The organism is Sphingopyxis microcysteis, from assembly GCF_012274265.1.
GTDB lineage: Bacteria > Pseudomonadota > Alphaproteobacteria > Sphingomonadales > Sphingomonadaceae > Sphingopyxis > Sphingopyxis microcysteis.
Map to the genome: position 1 here is coordinate 17,287 of NZ_JAANYY010000004.1, position 15,730 is coordinate 33,016.

Genomic DNA, 15,730 nt, shown 5'->3' on the forward strand with positions numbered 1-15,730 from the left:
CCGGCAGAGACATGCGAAGGGCCGTTCCCCAAAGGAGCGGCCCTTTTGCTATGCATAGCAATGCTCTTTGCCTTGGGGGGTGGTCAAAGCAACTGCATCGGCGCATAGGCTGCCCCGATGCACAGCCCGGCCCCACCCCCCAAGCGGACCCTGCCGGGTGACCGCGAAATGGTGGTCATGATGGCGATGGTGATGGCGCTCAACGCGCTCGCCATCGACGCCATGCTGCCCGCGCTGCCCGCGATCGGCAAAGGGCTGGGGGTGCTTGTTGCCAACGACCGGCAATATGTCATTTCGCTCTATCTGCTCGGTATCGGTTTCGGATCGCTGATCTATGGTCCGCTCGCCGACCGGTTCGGGCGCAAGGGCGTGCTCGTTCCGGCGCTGTTCGCCTATGTGGCCTTTTCGATCGGCTGCGGCCTGGCGACGAGCTTTCCGATGCTGCTCGCGCTGCGTTTCGGCCATGGGCTGGTCAGCGCGGCGCTCGGGGTGATCGTGGTCGCGGTGATCCGCGACCTGTTCGCGGGCGATGCGATGGCGAAGCGGCTGTCGCTGATCTTCCTCGTCTTCATGATCGTGCCGATCATCGCGCCGACGATCGGTGCGGGGGTCGCGGCGCTGGCGGGCTGGCGCGCGATTTTCATCGTGCTCGCGGTGATGGGGCTGGCCATGATTATGTGGCTGCGCCGTCTGCCCGAGACGCTCGAGCCCGCCGACGTGCGCCCGCTCGACTGGCGGACGATGGTCAGCGGCTGGGCAACGGTGACGCGGCATCGCCGCGCCGCGGGCTATATGATCGCGTCGGGCATGATGCAGGGGGCGCTCTACGGCTATCTCAACAGCAGCGAGCAGATCATCGACGAGGTCTTCGATGCGCAGAGCTGGTTCCCGCTGATCTTTGCTTGCGTCGCGGTGGGAATCGCCATCGCCAATTTCTCGAACGCGGCGATCGTCGAGCGGTTCGGCGCGCGGCGTGTGTCGCAAAGCGCGGTGTTCGCGTTCATGGCGACGTCGATTGCGCAGATCGCCGCTGCGCTCAGCGGCGCCGAAACGCTGTGGATGTTCACCGTGCTGATGATGGTCAATGTCGGGTTGATCGGCTTTATCGGCAGCAATTTCGGATCGATTGCGATGGAGGATTTCGGTCATATGGCCGGGGTCGCCTCATCGTACCAAAGCTTTGCCAAGACGCTGCTTGCCGCGACGGTCGGGGCGTTGATCGGCCAGCAATATGACGGCACCACGCTGCCGCTCGCTTATGCCTTTCTGATCAGCGCGATCGTCGGCCTGACGCTGGTGTTCTGGGCCGAGCGCGGCAAGCTGTTCACCCGGCCCGGGACCGCGCCCAAGACGCCTTACTGACAAAAATGAAGGAGCCGCCGCAGCACAGGCTGCGGCGGCTCCCCCAAATTTGTCGGCGATGACGGTGTTCAGTCGTGGATCGGCGCCGCCGGTTCCAATTCGCCTTCATGCACCTCGACGCGACCCTGACCCAGATGGCTTTTGCGATAGCCATAGGCGAAATAGATCACGAAACCGACCGCTGCCCAGCCCGGCAGGACCAGCATGGCTTCCAGCGGCAGGTTGAGAAACAGGAAGACGCAACCAGCCATCGTCAGCGGCCCGATCAGCCACAGCGCCGGCGTACGGAACGGCCGGGTCCGGTTGGGTTCCGACTTGCGGAGCAGCATAACCGCGAGCGCGACCATGAAGAACGCATAAAGCGTCCCCGCATTGGCGATATCGGCGAGCTGTCCCACCGGCAGGAACGCCGCGGCAAAGGCGACGACGCTGCCCGTGATCGCGGTGACGACATAGGGCGTTTTCCACTTCGGGTGGATTTTCGACAGGCCTTCGGGCAGCAGGCCGTCGCGCGACATCACGAAGAAGATGCGCGTCTGGCCGAACAGCAGGATCAGGATCACCGACGGCAGTGCGACGAACGCTGCGATCCCCAGCATGTTGCCGATGCCCGAGAAGCCGATTTCGCGCAGCACATGCGCCAAAGCTTCGTTCGAGCAGACCAGCATCCCGGCATATTCGGGCAGCGCGCACTGGCGTGCGAGCTCGGCCGAACCGGCGGGGAAAGGAATGCCGTTCGGCCCCATGATCGGCTGGCCACCGATCGTGCCGATCGCACCGGCGGCGACGAGGATGTAAAAGATGGTGCAGATCAGCAGCGATCCGATCAGGCCGATCGGCACATTCTTTTGCGGATCGCGCGTTTCTTCGGCAGCCGTCGATACCGCGTCGAACCCGACATAGGCGAAAAAGGTCGTCGCGGCGGCGCCAACGGCGCCGATCCCCGAGCCAAGCCCGCCGAACACGCCCGCGGGCAGGAAGGGGTTGAACTTGTCCATTTCGGCCTGCGGCAGCGTCAGGATGATGAAGGCGGTGAGCGCGGTCACCTTGATCGCGACCAGAACGGCGTTGACGCGGGCGGATTCGGTGGTGCCGATCATCAGCAGCCAGGTCACCAGCAAGGCGATGACGACGGCGGGCAAGTTGATCAGACCGCCGGGCGCGCCGCCCAGGGCCAGCGGACCGGCCGCCAGATAGGCGGGCAATTGTATGCCCAGAAACTCGTTCAATATTGTCCCGGAGAAATAGCCGGACCAGCCGACCGACACTGCGCTCGCCGCGACCGCATATTCGAGGACGAGCGCCCAGCCGACCGACCAGGCGAGAATTTCACCCATCACCGAATAGGTGTAGGTGTAGGCCGAGCCCGCGACGGGCATCATAGCGGCGATTTCGGCGTAGCAGAGCGCCGCGACGATGCAGATCGCCCCGGCGATGGCAAAGGCGAGCATCAGGCCGGGACCGGCCTTTTGCGCGCCTGCCGAGGTCAGCACAAAAATGCCGGTACCGATGACGCAGCCGATCCCGAACAGGGTCAGTTGCAGGGCACCGAGCGAGCGATGGAGCGATTTCTTTTCGGCCGTGGCCAAAATGGCGTCGATCGGTTTGACGCGACCAAATATCATGTGAACTTCCCCTTTTTGGCGACTTTGGCGCCATTCTCCTGCCGCGCAGACTAGACGCTTCGCGCGCCAGCGCAACTTAATTTCAGGCTTGTTACAAGCGCTTTATCGCACCGTGAAGCGCACCCGGTCGATCATTCGTCCGCCGGGGTCGACCAGCGCCAGCATATGGCTGCCCGGGCGCGGCAGGATTTGCTGCCCCGCATCGGCGTCGCCGAGCGGCTTTTTGTCGAGGATCAGGCGGTAGCCGGTCACGGCGCCGCTGACGGTCACTGCAAGGCGCTGGCGATCGATCGGAATGTCGGGGTCGACCGCATAGACGCTGCCGCTGACCGGACTGGTGATGCGCGGGCGGCGCGCGGCTTGCGGCGCGGCGGCCATTTCGGTCTGCGCGGTGCCAGCCATGAAATATTCGCGGCGCGGCGGTTCGCGGGTGCCGGAGAGGGTAATCCGGCGCGCTTCGACGCCCGCGGGCATGATCGGCGCCTTGCCCGGGCTGCCGGCGTGGAGCGCGAGCATCACGTCGCGCCAGACGGGCGCGGCGCCCGAGGTGCCCGAGACGGCGCGCATCGCATCGCCCTCGAGATTGCCGACCCAGACCGCGACGGTGAAGCGGTCGGACCAGCCGATGCACCAATTGTCGCGCATGCCTTTCGAGGTGCCGGTCTTGGCGGCGGCCCAGAAGGGCAGGCGAAGCGCGCTGTCGGCGCCGAAGGCGTCGGTGCGCGCCGAGGCGTCGGCGAGGATGTCGCCGACGATGAAGGCGGCGGCGGGGCTGACGATCTGGCGCGGCGGAAGGTTGCGAAGGTGCCGCACAGCGTCGAAAGTGACGGGCGACCATTGTCCGAGATTAGCGAATGTTCTGAATGCGTTAGCTTGTTCGACGAGTGAAACTTCGGCCGAGCCGAGGGCGAGGGAGAAGCCGTAATATTCGCCGTCCTCGACGAGGCCGTGGTAGCCGAGCGCCCAGAGGCGGTCGCGGAATTGCTGGACGTCGTCGATGACGAGGGCGCGGACGGCGGGGACGTTGAGCGAGGCGGCGAGCGCGTGGCGGACGCTGACCGGTCCCTTGAAGCTGCGGTCGTAGTTTTTGGGAACATAGAGGCCGGACGCGGTGTCGAGCTGGACCGGGCTGTCGTCGAGGATCGAGGCGGCGGTGAGCCAGCCATGCTCGATCACCTGCGCGTAAAGATGCGGCTTCAAGGTCGAACCCGCCTGCCGCCGTGCATTGGCACCATCGACCGACGCGGCGGTCGATTTGAGGCCGACGCCGCCGACATAGGCGAGCACTTCGCCGGTCGCGTTGTCGAGGACGACGACCGCGCCGTCGCGGACGCGGTCCGATCCCAGGCCCGACAGCTGGCGGCGCAGCGCGACGATGGCGGCGGTCTGGATGCGGCGGTCGATCGTGGTGGTGACGCGCTTGCCGGGCTGGTCGAGCAGGCGGACGGCGAGGTGCGGCGCGAGCGCGGGGTCGAACCGCGCGGCATGTTCGCCCGAGACGAGCGTCGCGGCGGCGGCGCGGATCGCGGAGCAGTCCTTGGTTTGCGCCACCCGGCAAGCGCGGAGGCCGAGCGCCTCGGCGCCCGCGGCCGGATTGGGGAGGAGGCCTGCGAACAGGGCGGCGTCGGTGCGCGTCATGTCGGCGGGTTTTTTGCCGAACAGGCTCTGCGCGCCGGCGCCGATCCCCTGCGCCTCGCCGCGCAGGGGGACGAGGTTGAAATAGGCCTCGAGCATCTGGTCGTGCGACCAGTTCGCCGCGAGCGCCTGCGCGGCGCGCATCTGGCGCAGCTTGGTGCGCCAGTCGCGCTGGCCCGGCTGGGCGAGGCCGGGGTCGAGGAAAGCGGCGAGCTGCATCGGCAGGGTCGAAGCGCCGCGCGAGCGGTCGCCGGTGCCCGCGATCCTGAGCCGCGCGCGGACGGCGCTGGCGACCGCGAGCCAGTCGACCCCGCCGTGCGACCAGAACCGCCGGTCCTCAGCCTGCACCACCGCGGTACGGACGGCGGGGCTGATGTCTTTCAGCAGCACCCAGGCGAGGCGGCGGCGCTCGAAGTTGACGCGCTCGCTGTCGAGGAGGCGGCCTTCGCGGTCGTAGAGCCAGGCTTCGCTCGGCTGCCAGTCGGCGCGGACGGCGGCGTAGGTTGGCATGGGGGGTGGTTTGGTGGCGAGGTGGGCGATGGTGGTGAGGATGAGCGCGGCGAGGGCGGCCCATGCGAGGGCGTGGGGCCAGCGGCGGTGGCGCGGCGCGCTAGCGCCCGTTTCTGGTATCTTCGTCATGCTGAACTCGTTTCAGCATCCATGGCCTGTGTTCTCGTTCGGCGCAGCGCCGAAGGACAGGGCAGGCCATGGACCCTGAAACAAGTTCAGGGTGACGAGGTTTAGATTTGAACGGCATCCCCCAGTCTCTGTTCGCCCTGAGCTTGTCGAAGGGCCGTTCTTTCTCGTCGGCGTCGAAGAAAAGAACGGTGCTTCGACAAGCTCAGCACGAACGGATTTAAAGGGGCTTTGCTGATCCAGCGCGCGTTGCTTCACAACAACCTCACGACCCCACACTCGCCACCGTCAGCGGTGCGTTCGGCCATTGCCCACGGATCGCGGGCGAGTACATCGCCTCGACGCGCGTCGGGGGGAGCGAGAAGCGGCCCGAGCCGTTCAAGCGCACGACATATTCGACCGCATGGGTGCCCGCGGGCATCCAGCCGAAATAGCCGCGCCAGCTGTCCTTGCCGCGCTCGACATAGCTTGGCTGCGCGCCTGATCCGCCTGCTTGGTTGGCGAGCATTTCGGACTGGCCGCCGAGATTGCCGACGATCGTCGCGCCCGGGGCGATCGGATCGTTGATCACGACCCACGTGCGGCCCGCGGCCGCGACGACCTCGATCCGCACCTTGATCACGTCGCCGCGGGTCAGGCGATCCTTGTTCGCCGCCTTGACGATGCTGACCGAGCGCTTGATCCGGTAACCGGCGTTGAGCGGCTCCTTCAATGGCACGGCGGCCTTGACGCTGACCGTCGCCCAAGGCGCGCCGCTACCCTGATGCTGAAGGCTCATCGTCGCGGCGTTGAGCGCGACGCGGAGCGGCGAGGGCGCTTCGGCGGGCAGCGGCCAGCTTTGCGAGGCGGTGGCGCCCGCAAGGCTGATATTGGTGACGCCGGTGATCGCGCTCGCCGGATAGAGCTCGGCGAAGCGGCGGACGGTGACGGCGCCCCACGCATTGGCGGGGGTGGTGTCCCAATGGCCCTTGCGCTGGCGCTGGGCGACGCCGACCATCAGCTTGCCCGCGTCATCCTCCCAGCCCTTGCGGCCAAGCACGGCTTCGAGTGCCTTGATCGCCATTTCGTCGCCGCTGGTCATCATCCACCAGGGCGCACGCGCATCGTCGACAAGGTCGAGGCGGGTGCCTTCGTACACGAGGCGCTTGCGCAGCTCGGCTTCGGCGGCGGTGCGCAGCGCGGGGGCGTTGCGCACCCCGGGCGTCTTTTCGATCGCCACCAGCCAGTCGGCGAGGGTGCCGGTCGCCATGTCGACCGGCGCGACGTCGATCGCGGCGACGAGCCCCGGGCTGGCAGCCTTGTTGCGGGCGAGCGCCGCCAAGGCCGCGATGCGGACGGGGCGGATGTCCCAAGGACCATAGCCGCGGCGGGTGAGGCGGCCTTCGACCACCGCCTGCAGCGCCGCCACCATCCTGGCCTTCGATGCCTCGGGGATCGCATAGCCGTTTGCCGCGGTGACGCTGAGCACATAGGCGGTGAGTTCGATCGACCCCTCCATCCGCTCGTTGGGCCAGTAGCGCAGCAGGCCGTCACCATCGAGATAGGTCGGCATCGCTTCGGCGAGCGCCTGCCAGCGGCCGAGATCGCCGAGCGCAATGGCGCGCGAGGTCGATTGTTCGAAGCAGGTATAGGGGTAGGCGGCCATATAGTCGCGCACCCCCGACAAGGGCGGAGCCAGCGTGCCGGCGAGCGCGACGTCGACATATCCGCCGGGCAAGGCGCCCGTCGGGATGGCGATCGGCAGCGTCGTGGCGGGGCCGACGCGGAACAGGCTGGCGGCCCAGGTTTCGACCGGCACCGCGGGCTCGATGACCTGCTGGAACACCAGCCGATCGCGCTGCTTGCCGCCCTTGGCGACCGCATCGACGGTCCATTCGATCGGGCCGGTTTGTTCGGGCGCGGTCATCGACCAGCTGATCGGCACCGCGCCGCCCGCGGGAATGGTGACGGTGAGCGGCGGCGCGGTGGCGACGGCGGGCGACAGCGTCGGGGTCGCGGTGACCTCCATCGGCTGATCGGTGCCGTTGCGCAGCGTGAAGCGCGCATCATAAGTGTCGCCGGTGCGGACGAGTTCGGGCATCCCGGCAAAGATGCCGAGATCCTGCACGGTGCGGACGGTGGTTTCGCCGGTGCCGAAAAATTGCGATCCGTCGGTCGCGATCGCGACGAGGCGGAAGCCCGAAAGATTGTCGCTAAGCGGCACGTCGACGCTCGCGCGCCCCTTGGTATCGAGCGGGACATTGCCCTTCCACAAGAGGACGGGGCGGAAATCTTCGCGGGTCAGGCCCGACAGGTCACCGCCGCCCCCGCCGCCGGGTTCGAGCGCCTTGCGGCCATAATGCCGCTTGCCGACGACCTGCATCTGCGCGGTCGAGGTGAGGACGTCGAGGGTGCGCTCGCCCATCATCGCCTCGATCAATTCCCAGCTTTCGTTGGGGGCGAGCTGAAGCAGCGCCTCGTCGACCGCGGCAAAGGCGACATCGGCGTTTTTGGGTGGCTTGCCGCCGGGGGTCTTGACCTCGATCGCGACTTTGGCGGTTTCGCGGACTGCATATTTTGCCTTGTCGGCCTTGACCTTGACGCCGAGCTGATGGCCTTCCCAGCCGACCTTGATCCGCGCGATGCCCATGCGATAGGCGGGTTTGGCAAGGTCGACCAAAGCGGTGGGGGGAGCACCCTCGCTGTTTTCGATCTTGAAACCGACCGCGCGTTTCATCTGGCGGAACCAGCTTTCGTTGCCGGTGACGCGCCCGCGCACCGCCATCACCGAGACATAAACGTCGGGGGCGTAAGTGGCGGGCAGCTTGACCTTGACCACCGGGTTGGTGCCCTTCAGCGGCACGACGAAGCTGGAGAGCACGCCCTCGCGTTCGACGGTGACCAATGCGGTCGCTTCGCGGAACGGCATGCGGACCTGAAAGCTGGCGGTGTCGCCCGCGGCGTAGCGCGGCTTTTCGGCGATGACGTCCATGCGGTCGCCATTGTCGCCGCCAAACCACCAGTCGTTGTCGCCCGCGAGCCACACCGAGCGGACGGCGCGCGCTTCGTTGCCGTCGGCGTCGAGCGTCGTTGCGACCACCGTCACCTCGCCCGAGATGCCCGGCGCCATCGCGCAGCGCGCGCGGCCTAGCTTGTCGGTGGTCGCGGAGCAGCTGGCGGCGAGCTTCGTCGTCCGCATCTGGTTGTCATAGGCGTAGAAGCCGCCGATCAGGCGGCGCCGCGCGGTGATGATCTCGCGGTTGTAGAGCGCGACCGACACGCGCTGGCCCGCGATCGGCTGGCCGTCGAGGTCGAGCGCGATGAAATTGAGCTTGAGGTCGTTGTCGCGCATCAGCCAGCCGTCGGTCTTGAGCCCCAAGCGGACGGCGGAGGGATAGAGGGTGATGCGGCGGCTGGCGGTCAGCGTTTCGCCATTGGCGTCCTCATAGTCCATTTCGGCCGCCATCAGCGTCGGTTCGGTGATCGGCTGGTCGACCGTCACATTGGCGGTGGCGGCGCCATTGGCGTCGAGCTTGAGCGGCACCGAGCGCGCGAGCGGCAGCTCGGCGGCGGGCTCGTCGCCGCTGTCGTCGAGCTGGATCACGCCTTCCTTCACCGGCTGCCCGTCGAAATCCCAGTCGCGATAATCTTCGGGGGGCGACCAGCTGGAGCGGAAATTGGTGCGCAGTTCGACCGGGATATTGGCGGCGGGGCCGCCCGACAGATAGCCGACGAACAGGCTGAGCGGGACGGCAGCGGGGCGGACGAGCGCCGTTTTGGGCCCGGTGACCGCGGCCTTCATCGTCGGCAGGCGATATTCGTCGACCTTGACCGACTGACCCGACCAGATCGTCTTGTCTTCGCCATCCTTGTCCTTGGTGACGAACACCAGCTCATAATCGCCCATCGGGGCGGAGGCGGGGACGTTCCAGACGCTGTCGCCGCTGCCGGTCGCGGCGATGGCGAAGGGCATTTCGAATTCGGTGTCCGAACCGCGGTGGACGAGGCGGAGTTTGCCCGCGAGCGGCTGCGGCGTCATAAAGCCGGTGCCGACCGGGCGGCGCAGGATATGCTTCATATGGACGGTCTCGCCCGCCTTGACGAGCGCGCGGTCGAAGACGGTGTGGAGAATATCCTCGCGTTCCGACCAGCCGTAAGGAAGGTCGAAATCATAGGGGCGGATGCCGCGACCCCAATCGGTGAGGGTGAAGCTGAAATCGTCGCCCGACCGCGCGCTGACCATCAGCGCATGGCCTTCGCTCTTGGTCGGATCGGGGGTTTCTTCGCAGCTCGAATAAGTCTCGGGCTGGGGTAGCCCGCCCGCAAAGGCGAGGCGCCCCGCCTTGTCGGCGGTACCGCGCGCGAGCAGGCGGCCGGTGCAGCTGTCCGAGACGCGGATTTCGGCGCCCGCGACGGGCAGGCCGGTGTCGAGCGCGGTGACCCAGGCGAGCGAGCCTTCGCGGCCCCATTTGAAATGCACCGCCATGTTCGTGACGAGCGCGGCGGTCGCGACATAGCGCGTCGCCTTGCGCCCGAGCAGCGCGGCGCCGAGTTCGGGGCTGGCGATCTCGACGATATGGAAACCCTTTTCCGACAGGGGTATGCCGACAACCTCGAACTCCTTGCCGCCGCCGGGCGGGGTCAGTTGCAGCGCGCGGCGCTCGCCGCCCGCGGGGGCATCGGCGAACACCGATTTGGTGCCGGTGTAATTGACGCGGACCTCCTTGCCGGTGCGGTCCTTTTCCTCGCGATAATCGGTGTCGTCGGCGTCATCGACGCGTTTCAGCCAGCGCGCGATCGCGGCGTCATCGTCGCCGACCCGCAGCGCGGTGGCGGGCAGCTTGAGGTTCGATTGCACCATCGTCCCTTCGACCCCGCGCACGGTGACGGGCAGGACACCGCCCTCGCGGGCTTCGAGGATGCCGAATTCGGCGGCGAATTTGACCAGCGGCGGGGCGCGGTCGATGTGGAATTTCAGCGGGAAGTTCGACTGGTTCTGCAAGCGCCGACCGCTCTGGTCGGTGACATCGGCGGGCAGGACCAGCGTTGCGTCGACATTCTGCGGCAGCGGTCCGGCGAAGCGAACGCTGGTGAGGTAGGCGTCATTCTTGTCGTCGTCGTCGACCCGGGGGGTCATGCGTTTGCCGTCGGCGGTGGTCAGCGTCGCGGCGAGCGCGGTGTCCCGCGCGACGGGGGAGGCGAAGCTGAGCGTCACATCCTTGACCGGATTGCAGCCCGCCTGCGGATTGACACGGCTGCACGACATTTTGGCGGTGAAAGCGGGGCGGACGTCGAAATCGAAGCGCTGGTCGCGCCCGGCGGTGCGGCCGGGGACGCCGGCCTGCGCGATGCGCGCGTCCCACACGACCGCCATTTCGCGCCCCGGCGGCAGCGGGCGGCGGCATTTGACCGCGACGACGCGGTCGAGCGCGGCCTCGCGGTCGGCGCCCGCGGCGGGCAGGCGCTGCGGCAGTCCGGCGTCATAGGTGAAGGACTGGCGCGACCAGTTGGCATCGCCGAGGCCGGTCAATATCTCAGTCGCGGTGGTGCGCGGCAGGACGTCGAGCGGGATCTTCTCGCCGATCCCGTCGACCGCGCAATAGCCGAAGCGGCCGACCGAGGCGCGGTCGGCGGCGACGTTGGTGGCGACGAGGAAGACCTGCTCCTCCTCGATCCCGTCGTAGATGCCGCCTGCGAGGATGGCGCGTGCCGAAGGGCCGCCGGTGTCGAGCGCGAAGCGGTCGTTGCCCGCGACGGCGATGCCGCGCGCGGTTTTCAGGCCATTGCGGAGCACGACATGGCAGCGCAGCCCGCCGGGGAGCGGTTTGTCGAACTCGAGCACCCAGGTGCGGGTGTCGACCCAGCGGGATGACGCCGCGAGCTTGCAGTCGTTGGTCGCGGGGGCGGCGGCGCGGGGATCGCCGAGCGGCACCATGTCTTCGGAAAAGCGCAGCGTGAAGCGGGTGATCGTGCCGTCGCCGGTGCCGCTGCTGCCGGGGGTGGCGAGGGTGACCTGCGGCACGGTGTCGGCGGTCGCGGTCGCCGCCATCGCGAGGCTGAGCGGCACAAGCAGCGCCAGTTTTGCCCTGCCGGCAAGGCGTTTTCCCAGCGCGCGCCAACCCGTTTTCATCCCGCCGTCTCCCCGCCTAAATCCGCGCGCTTATCCTGCTGGAAACAGGCGCTGCTGTCCACCCGTCGCCGTGTCCCGGGAACGCTTAGCCGCGTTTCGGGAAAAGGCTGTGACCGCGGTCATAGACAGACATAATCGTCGCCCCCGCGAAGGCGGGGGCCGTAGTCGGTTTACGCGGCGATGCAGGAATAGGCCGCTTGCGGCCCCCGCCTCCGCGGGGGCGACGGGCTATCTGGCCAGCATCGGGCCGAGCTTTTGCCCGGCGAAAATATGGACGTGGAGGTGCGGAACCTCCTGATGGCTGTCGGGGCCGATGTTGGCGAGCAGGCGGTAGCCGGGGGCGACGAGGCCCGCGTCGCGCGCGACTTGGCCGACGGCGCGGACGAAGCCGGCGATTTCGGCGTCGCTGGCGCGCGCGGAGAAATCGTCCCAGCTGACATAGGCGCCCTTGGGGATCACGAGGATGTGGAGCGGCGCCTGCGGGTTGATGTCGTGAAAGGCGAGGGCAAATTCATCGTCATAGACGGTTTTCGACGGCAGCTCGCCGCGCAGGATGCGCGCGAAGATGTTGCTGTCGTCATAGGGGAGGGTGGCGTCGATCGGCATGGAATTCCCTCTTTCTTACGTCATCCCGGCGAAGGCCGGGATCTCGCCGGTGCGTCTTTGCGATAGGGTGAGATCCCGGCCTTCGCCGGGATGACGGAGATGAAAAACAGACAAAGTGTTGTTCATTGGCGGCTGGCTTTTTCGGCGTGGCCCGAGGTGCCGTGGCGGCGGCTGAGTTCGGCGGCGATCGCGTCCCACGTGAGCCCGCGTTCGGCGAGCAGGATCGAGAGGTGGAAGACGAGGTCGCTCGCTTCGCCGATGAGCGCCGGATCATCCTCGCTGACCGCGGCGATCACCGCCTCGACGGCTTCTTCGCCGAGCTTTTGGGCGATCTTGCCGCGCCCCTTGGCGGCGAGGCTGGCGACATAGGAGGCTTCGGCTTCGCCGGCGGCGAGCCGGTCGTGGATGACGGCCTCGAGCCGCCCCAGCGCTTCACCCATTGCCTTGCTCATCGACGCGCTCCCTTTGCGAGCGTGACTAGCGGCGCGGGCGTGCGGCGACAAGCTGTGGCGCGAAGGACGCACGATCGGAATTTTATCCGCCGGTAACCATATCGAAACGCGGTTTACCGTATCTTTTCCGCGCCGGGGGGCGAGTTCAACTTTTAAGTTCGGAAAAAATATCATGAAATCAGGCACCCGCCCCCAGGTGTTGCTGGCCGCCACCGCCTCGGTCATCGCCTTGATGGCCACCCCCGCTGCGGGACAGACCGGCGAAGACGAGATTATCGTCACCGGATCGCGCATCGCGAAGAGCGAATTTACCAGCGCGGACCCGATCCAGGTCATCGATATCGAAAGCGCCAAACTGCAGGGGCAGGTCCAGCTCGCCGATGTGCTGCAATCGACGCCCGCGGCGCAGGGATCGATCCAGATCACCTCGGCGCTGTCGAACCGCGTGATCGCCAATGGCGGTAACGACGTGCAGAGCGTGTCGCTGCGCGGGCTGGGCGCCGAGCGGACGCTGGTGCTGATCAACGGCCGCCGCGCGGGTCCGGCAGGCATCCGCGGCTCGGTCGCGCCCTTCGACCTCAATGTCCTGCCGCTATCGGTCGTCCGGCAGGTCGAGGTGCTGAAGACCGGCGCCTCGTCGATCTATGGCTCGGACGCGGTCGCGGGGGTGGTCAACATATTGACCCGCAACGACCTGAACGGCGCCGAAATCGGCGGTTTTTCGTCGATCACCGAACATGGCGGCGGTGAAAGCTATGGCGTCGATGCAAGCTTTGGCAGGACATTCGATCGCGGCCATTTTTTCGCGACGGTCGACTATTTCAAACAGCAGAATCTGACGCGCCGCGACCGCGGCTTCCTGTTCTGCGCCGAAGAATATTTGAAGCGCGAGGCCGATGGCAGCCGCGCCGACATCGTCGATTTTCGTACCGGGCGGCCGCAGTGCAGCGGCACGCTGGGCAACGCGATCGCCTTCAGCGATTTTTCCGGGGTCGACCAAAATGGTTTCCCGACCTTTGGGCCCGGACTGTTTGCGCCGAACGGCCAGTTGATCGCTTCGGGCCAATATGGCGCCGAATTCGCGGGCGTCGGCATGCCGATCAACGCCTATAATCCGATCGGGGTGTTCGGCCCGGCCGATTTCTTCGGGCTCAATTTCGATGGCCCGTCAACCGGGGCGCTCAACAAGTTCGAGCCCGCCGAGCAGGATATGGACGTGTTTTCGGGGGTCAAGCGGATCAGCGCCTTCGCCGATGCCGCCTATGAGGTGGCGGGCGGGGTTACGATCTATGGCGAAGCGCTGTTCAGCAACCGCAAGTCGCAGAACAGCGGCTTCCAGCTGATGGCGCTCGAGCAATTTACCGGCGCGTCGATGCTGCCCTTCTTCCTTTGCAACCCTGCGGCGAACAATTGCGACCCGGGCGACATGGGCGATCCGTTCAACGCGGAGTTCGGCGGCAACATCATCCTGCGCCCGCAGATACTGGTGCGGTCGGAGAGCAGCGCCGACGTCGATTATTATCGCGGCGTGTTCGGCCTGCGCGGCACGTTCGGCGGCTGGAAATGGGACGTCCACGGCCAGCACAGCCGGTCGGACGCCAGCTATACGCAGGACGTGATCTATCAGGACGCGCTCGCGTCGCAGACGCTGCGCACGCGATCCTGCGCCGGAACGACGACCGCGATCCGCGGCGCGCCGTGCATCGACATCGACTTCACCGACCCGCGCGTGCTGCGCGGCGATTTCACCCCCGCCGAGCGCGCGTTCCTGACGGGGCGCGAGACGGGGCGGACCTTGTTCAAGCAGACGTCGGCCGAGGCGTTGCTGACGGGCAAGCTGTTCAATCTGCCCGCGGGGCCGGTCGGTGTCGCGGTCGGCGCGAATATCCGCCGCGACGAAATCGACGACACGCCGGGCGAGGCGACGCTGGCGGGCAATGTCGCCAAATTCACGACGTCGGGCATCACCGCGGGGCGCACCGTTTCGAAAGAGATTTTCGGCGAGGTTGAAGTGCCTTTGCTCGAAGGCGTGCCGATGATCGAACGGCTGACCCTGTCGGGCGCGGCGCGCTATACGCATGTCGAGGCGACGCGCGGCGACGGGGTGCAGGACAGCTTCAGCGATACGACGTGGAAGGTCGGCGCCGACTGGGCGGTGACCGACTGGCTGCGCTTCCGCGGCACCTGGGGGACGTCGTTCCGCGCGCCTGCGCTGTTCGAACTCTTCCTCAATGACCAGACGGGCTTCCTCGGCCAGCAGGCGATCGACCCGTGCATCCAGACCGCGGCGCGGCTGGCGGCGGGGGCGATCAGCCAGCGCATCTTCGACAATTGCGCCGCCGAGGGCATCGCGCCCAATTATGCGGGCGGGATCAGCCCCGCGACGATCGTGTCGGGCGGCGGCATCGGGCGGTTGAAGCCGGAGACTTCGACCGCAAAGACGGTGTCGGTCATCCTGACCCCCGATGTGTCGGGGGCGCTGTGGGGCGGGCTGAAGGCGCGGCTCGCGGTCGATTATTTCGACATCAAGGTGAAAGACGAGATCACTTTGCTTGGCGCGGGCAATATCCTGCGCGGCTGTTATGATTCGGACGTCGCCGATGAGCCGCTCTGCGGGCTGTTCACGCGCGTCGCCGCGGGTCCCGACCGGCAGAGCGTCGCGAGCGTCACCGACCGCTATGTCAACATCAGCCGCCAGCGGGGTCGCGGCGTCGACCTGTCGCTCGCGCTCGATCAGGAGCTTGGCCGTCTCGGGTCGCTCGCGTTCCGCGCGCAGATGGTCTGGCAGATCGAGGACAAGGTTGCGCTGTTCCCCGGCACCCAAATCGACGACAATGGCAAGATCGGCAATCCGAAATGGGTCGGCGATTTCAACCTGGGCTGGATGAAGGGGGGCTGGACGTTGTTTTACGGGCTCGACGTCACCGGTGCGGCGTCGAACGAGGAAGACCTGCTCCGTGCGCAGGGCGGCGATGCGTGCCGCACCTCGGGCTTCCGCCCCGGCGGGCGTTTCTGCCCCGATGTCAGCGTCCCGGCGACCTTCTATCACTCGCTGTCGCTGAGCCGCGACGTTGCCGACCGGTTCCGGATTACCTTGGGGGTCGCGAACCTGTTCGACACCCCGCCGCCGCGGGTTTCGACGGTGGTGACGGCGACGCCGCCGGTGATCGGGCAGGCACCGGCTTTCGGGACGCAATATGATTATTTGGGGCGGCGGTTCTTCGTGGGGGTGCGGGGGAGGATTTAGGGGGAGGCGTTGGTTTGGGGTGGGGAGCGGACGTTCCAATAAACCGTCGCCCCCGCGA

At 67.0% G+C, this 15,730-nt stretch carries 7 protein-coding genes; 2 read left to right on the forward strand and 5 right to left on the reverse strand.

Annotated features, from left to right (window positions below; translation table 11 throughout):
* Positions 1 to 117 precede the first annotated feature (117 nt).
* Positions 118 to 1,362: a multidrug effflux MFS transporter gene (locus G9408_RS11395; RefSeq protein ID WP_168454139.1), complete on the forward strand. Its 1,245-nt coding sequence runs from the start codon at positions 118 to 120 to the stop codon at positions 1,360 to 1,362.
* Positions 1,363 to 1,430: 68 nt separating this feature from the next.
* On the opposite strand, the gene G9408_RS11400 is transcribed toward G9408_RS11395, so the two are convergent.
* The 5 genes from G9408_RS11400 to G9408_RS11420 all read right to left on the reverse strand — a co-directional run bounded on the left by G9408_RS11400 (position 1,431) and on the right by G9408_RS11420 (position 12,425).
* Positions 1,431 to 2,987, reverse strand: coding sequence for an amino acid permease (locus G9408_RS11400; protein WP_168454140.1), 1,557 nt, complete (start codon positions 2,985 to 2,987; stop codon positions 1,431 to 1,433).
* Between the two features lie 102 nt (positions 2,988 to 3,089).
* The gene (gene pbpC / locus G9408_RS11405; RefSeq protein WP_168454141.1) at positions 3,090 to 5,261 is read right to left on the reverse strand and encodes a penicillin-binding protein 1C; all 2,172 of its coding nucleotides are present in this window, start codon (positions 5,259 to 5,261) and stop codon (positions 3,090 to 3,092) included.
* 262 nt (positions 5,262 to 5,523) lie between these two features.
* Positions 5,524 to 11,367: an alpha-2-macroglobulin family protein gene (locus G9408_RS11410; protein WP_168454142.1), complete on the reverse strand. Its 5,844-nt coding sequence runs from the start codon at positions 11,365 to 11,367 to the stop codon at positions 5,524 to 5,526.
* 228 nt (positions 11,368 to 11,595) lie between these two features.
* Positions 11,596 to 11,973, reverse strand: a complete 378-nt coding sequence (locus G9408_RS11415; protein WP_168454143.1) for a histidine triad nucleotide-binding protein — start codon at positions 11,971 to 11,973, stop codon at positions 11,596 to 11,598.
* Between the two features lie 122 nt (positions 11,974 to 12,095).
* Positions 12,096 to 12,425, reverse strand: a complete 330-nt coding sequence (locus tag G9408_RS11420) for a phosphoribosyl-ATP diphosphatase (protein WP_120217480.1) — start codon at positions 12,423 to 12,425, stop codon at positions 12,096 to 12,098.
* Positions 12,426 to 12,597: 172 nt separating this feature from the next.
* On the opposite strand from G9408_RS11420, the gene G9408_RS11425 reads away from it, so the two are divergent.
* Entirely contained in the window at positions 12,598 to 15,672 is a 3,075-nt protein-coding gene (locus G9408_RS11425) for a TonB-dependent receptor plug domain-containing protein (RefSeq protein WP_168454144.1), read from the forward strand.
* The last annotated feature ends 58 nt before the right edge of the window (positions 15,673 to 15,730 follow it).

Excerpts from the sequence above, each read along its gene's own strand:
- pbpC (WP_168454141.1), bottom strand. The coding sequence starts at position 5,261 with ATGACGAAGATACCAGAAACGGGCGCTAGCGCGCCGCGCCACCGCCGC.
- G9408_RS11395 (WP_168454139.1), top strand. The coding sequence starts at position 118 with ATGCACAGCCCGGCCCCACCCCCCAAGCGGACCCTGCCGGGTGACCGC.
- G9408_RS11400 (WP_168454140.1), bottom strand. The coding sequence starts at position 2,987 with ATGATATTTGGTCGCGTCAAACCGATCGACGCCATTTTGGCCACGGCC.
- G9408_RS11420 (WP_120217480.1), bottom strand. The coding sequence starts at position 12,425 with ATGAGCAAGGCAATGGGTGAAGCGCTGGGGCGGCTCGAGGCCGTCATC.
- G9408_RS11410 (WP_168454142.1), bottom strand. The coding sequence starts at position 11,367 with ATGAAAACGGGTTGGCGCGCGCTGGGAAAACGCCTTGCCGGCAGGGCA.
- G9408_RS11415 (WP_168454143.1), bottom strand. The coding sequence starts at position 11,973 with ATGCCGATCGACGCCACCCTCCCCTATGACGACAGCAACATCTTCGCG.
- G9408_RS11425 (WP_168454144.1), top strand. The coding sequence starts at position 12,598 with ATGAAATCAGGCACCCGCCCCCAGGTGTTGCTGGCCGCCACCGCCTCG.